Source organism: Streptomyces sp. NPDC001153 (genome assembly GCF_053598315.1).
Genome location: NZ_JBSFJZ010000021.1, coordinates 129,702 through 141,277 on the forward strand (window position 1 = coordinate 129,702; position 11,576 = coordinate 141,277).

The 11,576-nt window shown below is 71.6% G+C and carries 13 protein-coding genes; 3 read left to right on the forward strand and 10 right to left on the reverse strand.

From position 1 onward, the window contains the following. Positions 1-74 precede the first annotated feature (74 nt). The 5 genes from ACWDEN_RS24300 to ACWDEN_RS24320 form a co-directional block, all read right to left on the reverse strand. Positions 75-1,346, reverse strand: a complete 1,272-nt coding sequence (locus ACWDEN_RS24300; protein ID WP_351609578.1) for a beta-ketoacyl-[acyl-carrier-protein] synthase family protein — start codon at positions 1,344-1,346, stop codon at positions 75-77. A gap of 85 nt (positions 1,347-1,431) precedes the next feature. Continuing rightward, a complete protein-coding gene (locus ACWDEN_RS24305) occupies positions 1,432-1,680 on the reverse strand; it encodes an acyl carrier protein (protein ID WP_018545314.1) in 249 nt (82 codons plus the stop codon). Positions 1,681-1,761: 81 nt separating this feature from the next. Next, positions 1,762-2,793 carry a ketoacyl-ACP synthase III gene (locus ACWDEN_RS24310; protein ID WP_351609581.1) on the reverse strand — a complete coding sequence of 344 codons (1,032 nt, stop codon included), beginning with the start codon at positions 2,791-2,793 and terminating at the stop codon, positions 1,762-1,764. A 10-nt stretch (positions 2,794-2,803) separates the two neighbouring features. Beyond that, positions 2,804-3,721 (reverse strand): ACP S-malonyltransferase, encoded by a 918-nt coding sequence (locus ACWDEN_RS24315; RefSeq protein WP_351609583.1) that lies wholly within the window; start codon positions 3,719-3,721, stop codon positions 2,804-2,806. 89 nt (positions 3,722-3,810) lie between these two features. Further along, the gene (locus tag ACWDEN_RS24320; RefSeq protein WP_351609586.1) at positions 3,811-5,028 is read right to left on the reverse strand and encodes a PucR family transcriptional regulator; all 1,218 of its coding nucleotides are present in this window, start codon (positions 5,026-5,028) and stop codon (positions 3,811-3,813) included. A 97-nt stretch (positions 5,029-5,125) separates the two neighbouring features. Here ACWDEN_RS24320 and ACWDEN_RS24325 point away from each other — a divergent pair, with 97 nt between their 5' ends. Next, positions 5,126-5,785, forward strand: coding sequence for a pirin family protein (locus ACWDEN_RS24325; RefSeq protein WP_450860136.1), 660 nt, complete (start codon positions 5,126-5,128; stop codon positions 5,783-5,785). Between the two features lie 28 nt (positions 5,786-5,813). Here the strand turns inward: ACWDEN_RS24325 and ACWDEN_RS24330 are convergent, their stop codons facing one another. Next, the gene (locus ACWDEN_RS24330) at positions 5,814-6,650 is read right to left on the reverse strand and encodes a serine hydrolase domain-containing protein (protein ID WP_351609589.1); all 837 of its coding nucleotides are present in this window, start codon (positions 6,648-6,650) and stop codon (positions 5,814-5,816) included. Between the two features lie 19 nt (positions 6,651-6,669). Next, positions 6,670-7,146, reverse strand: coding sequence for a GNAT family N-acetyltransferase (locus ACWDEN_RS24335; RefSeq protein ID WP_450860123.1), 477 nt, complete (start codon positions 7,144-7,146; stop codon positions 6,670-6,672). 97 nt (positions 7,147-7,243) lie between these two features. Between ACWDEN_RS24335 and ACWDEN_RS24340 the strand changes: the two genes are divergently transcribed. Together ACWDEN_RS24340 and ACWDEN_RS24345 are read left to right on the forward strand one after the other, a co-directional pair. Then, on the forward strand, positions 7,244-7,708 hold the full coding sequence (locus ACWDEN_RS24340) for a MerR family transcriptional regulator (RefSeq protein ID WP_351609594.1): 465 nt from the start codon (positions 7,244-7,246) through the stop codon (positions 7,706-7,708). Beyond that, complete coding sequence (locus ACWDEN_RS24345) at positions 7,705-8,721, forward strand: aldo/keto reductase (RefSeq protein WP_351609597.1); 1,017 nt, start codon at positions 7,705-7,707, stop codon at positions 8,719-8,721. The genes ACWDEN_RS24340 and ACWDEN_RS24345 overlap by 4 nt, the downstream gene beginning before the upstream one ends. A 1-nt stretch (position 8,722) precedes the next feature. Here the strand turns inward: ACWDEN_RS24345 and ACWDEN_RS24350 are convergent, their stop codons facing one another. The 3 genes from ACWDEN_RS24350 to ACWDEN_RS24360 all read right to left on the reverse strand — a co-directional run bounded on the left by ACWDEN_RS24350 (position 8,723) and on the right by ACWDEN_RS24360 (position 11,571). After that, positions 8,723-9,568, reverse strand: a complete 846-nt coding sequence (locus tag ACWDEN_RS24350; protein ID WP_351609600.1) for a DUF4429 domain-containing protein — start codon at positions 9,566-9,568, stop codon at positions 8,723-8,725. A gap of 66 nt (positions 9,569-9,634) precedes the next feature. Continuing rightward, a complete protein-coding gene (locus tag ACWDEN_RS24355; protein ID WP_450860124.1) occupies positions 9,635-10,852 on the reverse strand; it encodes an alpha/beta hydrolase in 1,218 nt (405 codons plus the stop codon). 83 nt (positions 10,853-10,935) lie between these two features. Then, complete coding sequence (locus ACWDEN_RS24360) at positions 10,936-11,571, reverse strand: TetR family transcriptional regulator (protein WP_351609605.1); 636 nt, start codon at positions 11,569-11,571, stop codon at positions 10,936-10,938. Positions 11,572-11,576 lie beyond the last annotated feature (5 nt).

Sequence of the window (11,576 nt, forward strand, 5' to 3'; positions counted from 1 at the left end):
GCCACGCATCCGGGCACAGCATCAGGACATGAGTGAGGGCCCCCGCCGGTCGGCAGGGGCCCTCACTCACGTTCTCAGACGGTCCTGAACGCCAGGACCACGTTGTGCCCGCCGAAGCCGAACGAGTCGTTCAGCGCGGCGACACGGCCCTCGACCGGCAGCTTGCGGGCCTCCCCGCGGACGACGTCCGCGTTGGCCTCGGCCTCGGGGTCGATGTTCTCGATGTTGATCGTCGGCGGCGCCACCCGGTGGTACAGCGCGAGCACGGTCGCGACCGACTCCACACCACCGGCGCCACCGAGCAGATGCCCGGTCATCGACTTGGTCGCGGACACCGCCATGTGGTCGGCATCGTCGCCGAACACCTTGCGCAGCGCCTTCAGCTCGGCGATGTCACCGGCCGGCGTCGACGTGGCGTGCGCGTTGACGTGCACGATCTCCGCCGGGTCCAGGTCCGTGTTGTCCAGCAGGTTCTGCAGCGCGTGCGAGATGCCGCGGCCCTCCGGCTCCGGCTGCACGATGTCGTGGCTGTCGGCGGAGATGCCCTGCCCGACCGCCTCCGCGTACACCCGCGCGCCGCGCCCGGCCGCGTGCTCGGCGGACTCCAGGACGATCACGCCGGCGCCCTCGCCGAGGACGAAGCCGTCGCGGTCGACGTCGTAGGGGCGCGAGGCACCCTGCGGGTTCTCGTTGTTCTTGGACATCGCCATCATGTTGCCGAACGCGGCGATCGGCAGCGGGTGGATGGCCGCCTCCGTACCGCCGGCGACGACGACGTCGGCGCGGCCGGTGCGGATCATCTCGATGGCGTAGCCGATGGCCTCGGCGCCCGACGCGCACGCGGAGACCGGCGTGTGCACGCCCGCGCGGGCGCCCACGAGCAGGCCCACGTTGGCCGAGGGGCTGTTCGGCATCAGCATGGGGACGGTGTGCGGGGAGACGCGGCGGACGCCCTTCTCCTTGAGCACGTCGTACTGGTCGAGCAGCGTGGTCACGCCGCCGATGCCGGAGGCGATGACGGCACCGAGCCGGTCCGGGTCGACGCTGCCGTCGTCACCGGCCTTGGCGGTGAAGCCCGCGTCCTTCCAGGCCTCCTGAGCGGCGATCAGCGCGAATTGCGCCGAGCGGTCCAGGCGGCGCGCCTGCGGCCGGGGGATGACCTCGGTCGGCTCCACGGCGATGGGAGCCGCGATACGGACGGCCTGCTCGGCCGCCCACTCCTGCTCCAGGGGCTTGACACCGGACGTGCCGGCGACGAGGGCCTCCCAGAACGAAGCTGCGTCGCCACCCAGCGGTGTGGTTGCGCCGATACCGGTGACGACCACGGTGCGATTGGTCGGGCTCACGGGAATTCTTTCTCCAACGGATGCGGGATTCTACGGCGCCACCGCCGGGTGGCGGGGCCTTGCAGCCTCGGGCCTAAGGGGTCGCTCAGGCCTGGTGCTTGAGGATGTAGTCGGTCGCGTCGCCGACGGTCTTGAGGTTCTTGACGTCCTCGTCCGGGATCTTCACGTCGAAGCGCTCCTCGGCGGCGACGACGACCTCGACCATGGACAGCGAGTCGACGTCCAGGTCGTCGGTGAAGGACTTGTCCAGCTGGACGTCCTCGGTGGGGATCCCGGCGATCTCGTTCACGATCTCGGCGAGACCGGCGACGATCTCTTCCTGAGTGGCGGCCATGTCAGGCGCTCCTTCTTCGATGTTCCAGACGGTTTGTGGCAATTGCTCCCGTGCCGGATCGCGCGATCCGGCACGGAGTGCCTAGGGGAGGGTAACGACCGTGGCGGCGTAGACGAGACCCGCCCCGAATCCGATGACGAGCGCGGTGTCGCCGCTCTTCGCCTCCCCGGTCGCCAGAAGCCGCTCCATCGCGAGCGGAATCGAGGCGGCCGAGGTGTTGCCGGTGGTGCGGATGTCACGGGCGACCGTGACGTGCTCCGGCAGTTTGAGGGTCTTCACCATCGAGTCGATGATCCGCACGTTGGCCTGGTGCGGGATGAAGACGTCCAGCTCTTCCGGGCTGATGCCGGCCGCGTCCAGCGCCTGCTGGGCGACCTTCGCCATCTCGAACACGGCCCAGCGGAACACCGCCTGGCCCTCCTGGGTGATGGCGGGGAACTTGACGTTGCCGTCGCTGTCGAGCGGCAGCTCGGAGACGTCGCCGATGCGGAACCGGTCCCAGGGCACGGTCTGCTTGATCGTCTCGGCCTTGTCGCCCTCGGAGCCCCACACGGTCGGGCCGATGGCCGGCTCCTGCGAGGGACCGACGACGACCGCCCCGGCACCGTCGCCGAACAGGAAGGCCGTGGCCCGGTCCTCCAGGTCGGTCAGGTCGCTGAGCCGCTCCACGCCGATGACGAGCACGTACTCGGCGGAACCTTCCACCACCATGCCCTTGGCGAGGGTCAGGCCGTAGCCGAAGCCCGCACAGCCGGCCGAGATGTCGAAGGCGGCGGCCTTGTCCGTGCCCAGCTTGTCGGCGATCTCGGTGGCCACGGCCGGGGTCTGGCTGAAGTGCGAGACCGTCGAGACGACCACGGCACCGATCTGCTCGGCGCCGATGCCGGCGTCCGCGATGGCCTTGCCGGCCGCCTCGATCGACATCGCGGCCACGGTCTCCTCGGGACCGGCCCAGTGCCGGGTCTCGATGCCGGAGCGCGAGCGGATCCACTCGTCGGAGGAGTCGATCCTCTCGAGGATCACCTCGTTGGGCACCACCCGGGTCGGCCGGTAGCCGCCGACACCGAGGATGCGCGCATACGGGGCGCCCTTGCTGGGCTTGATCTTCGCCATGTACGGCTCCTTAGGCGCCGGCGTGCTCGGTGATGAGCGCGCGGGCCGCGTCGAGGTCGTCGGGGGTCTTCAGGGCCAGGGTCACGACGCCGGGCAGCGCCCGCTTGGCCAGTCCGGTCAGGGTGCCGCCCGGGCACACCTCGATGAGCGCGGTGACGCCCAGCTCCTTGAAGGTCTCCATGCACAGGTCCCAGCGCACGGGGTTGGCGACCTGGCCGACCAGCCGCTGAAGCACCTCGGCGCCGGTCGCGACGGCCCGCCCGTCCTTGTTGGAGACGTAGGCGACCTTCGGGTCGGCGGGCGTCAGCCGCGCGGCGGCCTTGGCCAGCGTCTCGACGGCGGGAGCCATGTGGCGCGTGTGGAAGGCGCCGGCGACCTTCAGCGGGACGACCTTGCGGACGCCCTCGGGCTTGTCCTCGGCCAGCGCGGCGAGCTGCTCCAGCGTGCCCGCGGCGACGATCTGACCCGCACCGTTGATGTTCGCCGGGGTCAGGCCCAGCTTCTCCAGGTGCGCGACGGAGGTCTCGGGGTCGCCGCCGAGCAGCGCCGACATGCCGGTCTCGGTGATCGCGGCGGCGTCGGCCATCGCCAGACCCCGCTCGCGGACCAGGCCGAGCGCGGCGGTGTCGTCCAGGACGCCCGCGAAGGCGGCGGCGGTGAACTCGCCCACGCTGTGACCGGCGACCGCGTCCGGAGCAGTGTCACCGAGTGCCGCGGCGGACAGGATGCCGGCGGCGACCAGCAGCGGCTGGGCCACCGCGGTGTCACGGATGGCGTCGGCGTCGGCCTGGGTGCCGTAGTGGGCCAGGTCCAGTCCGATGGCGTCCGACCAGGCGGCGACGCGGTCGGCGGCGCCGGGCAGTTCGAGCCAGGGAGTCAGGAAGCCGGGCGTCTGGGCGCCCTGGCCGGGAGCGACGAGTACGAGCACTCTCACACTCTCTCTTGGGGACGGCCGGAGCCGCCCGTGAGGACTGGGACGAAGAACACGAAGGGCTTTTGTGGGCCTCCGACAAAACCCTATGCCGGGAGCTCGCCGTCGACCAGACGCCCCAGGATGAGCGCGATCCGCAACGTGAACGCGGATCGTACATCCGATGGCGACCAACCGGTGACGTCAGTCACACGTCGGAGCCGGTAGCGCACGGTGTTCGGGTGAACGAAGAGCATCCGGGCCGCGCCCTCCAGGCTGCTCGCCTGCTCCAGATAGACGCTCAGAGTCTCCAGCAGCGCCGAACCGGCCTCTTCGAGAGGTCTGTAGATCTCCTCCACCAACTGCTCGCGGGCGCTCGGATCGCCCGCGATCGCGCGCTCCGGCAGCAGATCGTCCGCGAGCACCGGTCGCGGCGCGTCCTGCCAGGCGGAACACGCCTTCAGGCCCGCGGCGGCGGCCTGCGCGGACCGCGTGGCGGCCAGCAGATCGGGTACGACGGGCCCCGCGACCACCGGCCCGGCGGCAAAGGGCCCGATCAGCGACTTGGCGACGGCGAGCGGGTTGTCGCTGCCCCCGGCGATGACGACGAGCCGGTCCCCGAGAACCCCGGTGAGCACCTGGAGTTTGGCGTGCCGGGCGGCCCGCCGGATGGCCTCGACGGTCAGCTCGCTGTCTCCGTCGGGCGCGGTCCCGAGCACGACGCACACATGTTCCGGCGAGTTCCAGCCGAGCGCGGCGGCCCGGCTGACGGCGCCTTCGTCCGCCTCCCCGCTCAGCACGGCGTTGACGACCAGCGACTCCAGCCGCGCGTCCCAGGCACCGCGTGCCTCGGCGGCCTGCGCGTACACCTGCGCGGTGGCGAAGGCGATCTCCCGGGCGTACACGAGCAGCGCCTCCCGCAGCACGCTCTCGTCCCCGGGGGCCGCGACCTCGTCGATCGCGCTCTCCATGACCTCGATGGTGGTCCGCACCATCTCCACGGTCTGCCGCAGCGTGATGGCCCGGGTCAGCTCGCGCGGCGCGGTGCCGAAGACATCGGTCGAGATCGCCTGGGGGGCGTCCGGGTGCCGGAACCACTCGGTGAAGGCCGCGATGCCCGCCTGGGCCACGAGCCCGATCCAGGAACGGTTCTCCGGGGGCATGGCCCGATACCACGGCAGGGTCTCGTCCATCCTCGCGATGGCCTGCGCGGCGAGAGACCCGGAGGACTTCTCCAGCCGCCTGAGGGTCGCGGAGTGCGGGTGGACGTCGCGCGCGTGGTGACCGGCGTGGGGCTCGTTGCTGCGGGATTCGGGTTCGGGCACGGGACAAGACTGCCTTATCCGGACGACGGGGTGCGCCGCTGGGTCGTCCTTGCCCGTACCGGAGGCCTGCCCGCGGGGGTCTACGGTGGTGCGCGTGATGGACGTACGGCGCGCCGACGAGCGCTACCCGGGGGGCGAGCCGGAGGCCGGGATCGAGTCCTGGCACGCCTTTTCCTTCGGCCCCCACTACGACCCCGACAACCTCCGCTTCGGCGCGGTCATCGCCTGCAACGAGGAGCGGCTCGCGCCCGGTGCCGGCTTCGGCGAACACCCGCACAGCCACACCGAGATCGTCACCTGGGTGATCGAGGGCGAGCTGACCCACCGCGACTCCACGGGCCACGAGACCCGGGTCCGGGCCGGTGACGTCCAGCACCTCAGCGCGGCCAGGGGCGTCCGCCACGTCGAACGCAACGACGGCACGGTCCCGCTGACCTTCCTGCAGATGTGGCTGGCGCCGCGGGAGCCCGGCGGGAACCCGTCGTACGAGATCGTCCCCGGCATAGCCGACGCCACCCCGTACGCCGTCCCGGCGGCGGGTGCGATGCTCCACGTACGCCGCCTGAGCGCGGGGGAGCGGACCGCCGTGCCGGACGCGGAGTACCTGTACGTCCATGTCGTGCGCGGCGAGGTGCGGCTGGCCGGCGAAACGCTCGGCCCGGGCGACGCGGCCCGGGTCACCGGTGCCCGGGGCCTGGAGGCGGTGGGGGTGACACGGGCCGAGGTGCTGGTGTGGGAGCTGTCCGCCGCCCCATAGGCGGTGGCCGGCCTCCAACGGCCGGAGATCAGCCCACCCCGCGGGTCTCCCGCAGCACCGCGTCGGTGAACGCCGGCCACGCCTCGATCGCCCAGGGGCCGAACGCCCGGTCGGTCAGCGCGGCGCACGCCAGGCCCGCGTCCGGGTCGATCCACAGGAACGTACCCGACTGCCCGAAGTGACCGAAGGTACGCGGCGACGACGAACCGCCCGTCCAGTGGGGCGACTTGGAGTCACGGATCTCGAAGCCCAGCCCCCAGTCGTTCGGGTTCTGGTGGCCGTATCCCGGAAGCACCCCCTTCGTCCCGGGGTACTGCACGCTCATCGCCTCCGCGACCGTCCGCGGATCCAGCAGCCGCGGCGCCTGCACCTCCGCAGCGAACCGCAGCAGGTCGGCCACCGTGGACACGCCGTCCTTGGCCGGTGAGCCCTCCAGCGACGTCGACGTCATGCCCAGCGGCTCCAGCACCGCCTGCCGCAGATACTCGGCGAAGGGGATGTCCGTCGCCTTGGCGATGTGGTCCCCGAGCTGCTCGAACCCGGCGTTGGAGTAGAGCCGGCGCTCACCGGGCGGCGCCATCACCCTGTGCTCGTCGAAGGCCAGCCCGGAGGTGTGCGCGAGGAGGTGGCGGACGGTCGAGCCGGGCGGCCCGGCCGGCTCGTCCAGCTCGATCGCGCCCTCCTCGTACGCGACCAGCGCCGCGTACGAGGCCAGCGGCTTGGTGACCGAGGCGAGCGGAAAGCGGTGCCCGACGGGACCGTGCGTCCCGAGGACGGTCCCGTCGGCCCGTACGACACCCGCCGCCGCGGTGGGCACGGGCCACTTCTCGATCGACGCGGTGCTCGTCAAGCTGTTCAACGACATGCAGCCGAGCCTATGCGGCTCACAGCAGCAGCCGCATCGACGGGTCCGGATCCCGGGTGAAGCCCAGCGAGGCGTACAGCGGCTCGGCCTCGGCAGAGGCGTTCAGCAGCACCTGACCCGCGCCACGCTCCCGGAACCAGGCCAGCAGCTCCTCCATGCACGCGCGCGCGTACCCGCGCCGCCGGGCGTCCGGGTCGGTCGCGACGCTGAAGACGTACCCCACCCGCCCGTGCGGATTGCCGGCCTTCCCGATGCGGTACTCCAGCGTTCCGACCGCCAGCGCGGCCAGCGCCCCCGGCCGGTCCGGGTGGTCCACGACGAAGGCGGCGAAGTCGCCGTCCGGCTCGGCCAGGCGCTCCCGCAGTCCCGGCAGCGACTCGGCGTGCCAGTCCGTCGACCCGCCGCCTCCCGCGCTCCCCAGGGAGTCGATCATCACCTGACGCAGACGCAGCACTTCCATGGCATCCTCGGGCAGCGCCCGGCGTACGAGACTCATGCGCCACACGCTAGCCAGCAGCCCCAGCCCGCGTCCCGCGCATTTCTTACCGAACCAGCTTGCTTGGAGTGCACTCCAAGGCCATAGCGTGGGGGCCATGACGGTGATGCAGACCACGCCAGCGGACACCGCACCGACGACCCCCGCCGACATCTGCTCCGCCCCGCCCAGGCGCCATCCACGCCCCGACGGCCAGGACCGCTACACGATCAGCGAGGTCGTCGCGTTCACCGGCCTGACCGCGCACACCCTGCGGTGGTACGAGCGGATCGGCCTGATGCCGCACGTCGACCGCTCGCACACCGGTCAGCGGCGCTACAGCAACCGCGACCTGGACTGGCTGGACTTCGTGACCAAGCTGCGGCTGACCGGCATGCCGGTGGCCGACATGGTCCGGTACGCGGAACTGGTCCGGGAGGGCGAGAGCACCTACGGGGAACGCCGGGAGCTGCTGGAGTCGACCCGCCGGGACGTCCTGAACAGGATCGCCGAGCTGCGGGACACGCTCGCCGTACTCGACCGCAAGATCAGCTTCTACGCGTCGGAGGGGACCACGCGATGACCGACACGAGGATTCCGACGGTACGGCTCGGCGAGGGCGGGCCGGAGGTCGGCGTTCAGGGCCTCGGCTGCATGGGCATGAGCTTCGCGTACGGCCCCACGGACGCCGGCCAGGCGCGCGCCGCGCTGGAGCGGGCGCTGGAGCTGGGCGTGACGCTGTACGACACGGCGGACGCCTACGGCGCCGGCGAGAACGAGCGGTTCCTGTCCCCGTTCTTCACGGCGCACCGGGACGAGGTGGTCATCGCCACCAAGTTCGCCCTGTCGATCCCGCAGGACGACCCGACCAAGCGGATCATCCGCAACGACGCCCCGTACATCCGCCAGGCCGTCGAGGCGAGCCTCGAGCGGCTCGGCGTCGACGTGATCGACCTGTACTACATGCACCGCCGCGACGTGAACGTCCCCATCGAGGAGACGGTCGGCACGATGGCGGAGCTGGTCCGCGAGGGCAAGGTCAAGCACCTCGGGCTGAGCGAGGTCACCGCCGACGAGCTGCGCGCCGCGCACGCCGTGCACCCGATCGCGGCCGTGCAGTCGGAGTGGTCCCTGTTCAGCCGGGACATCGAGGCGAAGGTCGTACCGGCCGCGCGTGACCTGGGCGTCGGTCTGGTGCCGTACTCGCCGCTCGGCCGCGGCTTCCTCACCGGCTCCTTCACTCACGCCGAACGGGAGCTCACGGCCGACGACTTCCGCCGTCAGCAGCCCCGCTTCACCGGCGCCAACGCGGCCGCCAACGCGGCCCTCCTGGAGCCGATCCGCGCCATCGCCGAGGCCCACGACGCCACCCTCGGCCAGATCGCCCTGGCCTGGGTGCAGCAGCGGGCGGTGATCGACGCCCTGCCGGTGGTCCCCATCCCGGGCACCCGCAAGCCGGGCCGGGTGGAGGAGAACGTGGCGGCGACGGCGATCGTCCTGACCGACGAGGAACTGTCCCGGCTGGAGCCCATCGCGGGCAAGGTGGCGGGCGCCCGCTACGCGGACATGGCGTTCACCTCCGCGGGCCGCGAGTAGCTCAGAGTTCCGCCAGCAACTCGGCCTTCTTGGAGGAGAACTCCTCGTCGGTGACCAACCCGGCCTGGTGCAACTCCCCCAGATGCCGGATCCGTTCGGCGATGTCGGCGGGGTCGCGCCGGGACCGGGCCGGTACCACGGGTACCGGCCCCCGCGTGCGTACGGCGGCGAGGACGGCCGCGGCGAACGGCAGCGACTCGTGCACCGGCCCGTACCCCAGCCCGAAGACAAGGGCCGCCGGATCCTGATCGGGCTGCACGGCGGCCGGCTCGGCCGAGCGCCGGACCAGTCGCAGGTGTCCCTCGAAAACCTCCGGCGACCGCCACTCCACCCCGCTCAACTCCGTGACCGGAAAGCTCTGGTCGCCCGCCTTCCACTTGGCCGAGGACGCGCCCGTCCAGGACCAGCGGAACTGCACGGCCGTACCGTCGAAGCTCGCCTTCCCGTCGTACGCCTTGAACGACAGGGGTGCCTCGGGCGCCGTCACCAGAGGGCGGTCGGCGGGCCCGGAATCGGTCAACCGCCCCTTCAGCTCGTCGGCGTAGTACTCGGCGAGGGTCTCCCGCTCGGCCGGCAGCACCAGCCGGTACGGATCGGAGCCCTCCTTCAGCTGCCCGGCCGCCGCCTCCATCAGCGGATCGGCGCCGGCACGCGGCAGCAGCCGCAGCACGACGGTGCCGCGCTTGCCCGGGGAGAGCGTCACGCCCTCGACCGCGGACAGCGGGACCCGCCGTTCGCCAAGTGCCTGGAACAGCTTCGGTGTCCGGATCCCCCGTTCGTAACGGATGAGCACGGAGTCGGACTCGAACTCCCAGACGGCATGAAAACCCGCCAGTACGTCACCCATGCGGCTCATCGTATGCGGCACGTGCCCCTCCGTCGCCACCCGCGCAGACCGCACTTCCTGCTGTTTCTACGCGCGTCCGGCCGGGGTAGTGCCGGACGCACCGGCCCGGCACAGGTCGTCCTCGCGTGCGCACGACACCTCGTCGTAGGCCCCGACGGCCACGTCGGCGAGGTTGCGCAGACTTTCCGTGCCCGGCTGGAAATAGCCGGCGTGGCCCTGCGCGTCCCCGGCGGACAGCACGCGCGCGCCGAATGCCGGGGACACCGGATCGGCGCCGTGCCCGAGGCCGCCGAGCTCCAGATACGGCACGTCCTGGATCCAGTCGCTGGCGTCCCGCATGGCCCACACCCGGGCCCTGGTGTCCAGGTGGGAGGCGCTGGAGACGCGCATGCCGGGGCTCGCGGCCACCGCTATGTCGGTCACCCGGCGCGGCATGGCGTGCGCGGCCACCCCGCAGACCACGGAGCCGTAGCTGTGACAGACCGTCGTCACCGGAGCGCGCCCGGGCAGGCCGCCCAGCAGCGCGTTCAGCCGTACGGCGCCCTCCTCGGCGCGCAGCCCGGTGGCCGCGTCCACACCGAGCCCGTCGGGGGCGGTGTAGTCGGCCCAGGCGATCACGGCCGTACGGGTCGCGGGGCTCTGCGCGCGCTCCGCCGCGTACAGCGCCTTGGCCATGCCGACCGGGGCGGTGTACTCGCGGTTGGTCCTCTGGAAGGTGAGCAGATCGGTGTCCACGCCGGGGACGACGACCGTGATCCGCTGCGCCGTGTCCAGGTTCCCGAACACCTCCGCGATACGGCCCGAGCCCTCGGGGTCGAAGGCCAGGATCTGCCGGCCGGGGCTCGTCAGGTCCTCGTAGCGGTGCATACGACGGCCCGCGTCCTGCTGTCCGGCCGCGCTGAGCCGGCTGTCGTGCATGCGCTTCTTCTCGACCCTGCGCTGCTGCTCCAGCGCGATGTGGTTGGCGCGGTAGCGCAAGGCGACGGGGGCGCCGTTCATGTTGCCGACCGCGAGCGGGTAGCGGCGGGCGACACGGCTCTGGTCCTCGGGGGAGAGGGACGCGAAGAAACGGCCGAGCAGGGACGGCGCGGCCTGGGGGTCCGGCAGACGGAGACCGTGGATGCTGCCGTGCTCCCACTTGGCGAGCGAGGCCTGCAGTGCGGTCGACTCCCTGTGGGTGTGCAGAGCGGTCCAGCCGGTGGTCGCGAGCATCACGAACACGACGGCCAGCGCCAGCAGGGCGCGCCAGGCGTTCAGTTGCGGGGAGGTGTCGAAGGAAGTCACTGGGAGGACACACTAGGAGAACGGGAGGGTCTCGGGGTAACCGAGTGACAGGTATCACGTTTCGCGAAGCGTCGAACGCGCAGTCAACGATCTCGGTTTGAGCGCCAGTTCCCGAAAAGTGCCGAACCCACCTGATCGAGGTAGGACGCGGTGAGTTGACGGATCGCCACCAGACTGAAGTCGTCGCCCGTGCACCACTGCCGTTCGGTGACCCTTATCACTCCGCCGAACACGGCCACGGCCAGCCGCGGTCGCGGGTCGGCGTCCACGTCCACGCCCTCGCGCTCGGCCAGCAGGCGCGCGATCGTCTCCTCCGTGGCCGCCGAGCGGCGCAGATGGGCGGCGAGCAGCGCGGGCGTCGACTCGATCGTCCGGTACATGCGCAGATACAGCTCGACCGGGACGGCCGACTCGACGGTCTCCCGGATCCCGTCCCAGCCCTCCAGGACCGCCTGCCGGAGGGCCTCCAGCGGCGCCTCGTGCGGCGGACGCGCGCGTACGGCCTCGACGAAGCGCGCCTCCGTCATCTCCTGGACGGCGAAGGCCGCGTCCTCCTTGCCGGCGAAGTAACGGAAGAAGGTGCGCTGCGAGACGTCGACGGCCTCGGCGATCTCGTCGACGGTCGTGTGCTCGTAGCCCTGGGTGGTGAAGAGCTCCAGGGCGGCCCGCAGCAGTGCTTCCCGGGTGCGCTGTTTCTTCCGTTCGCGCAGTGTTTCCATAGGTG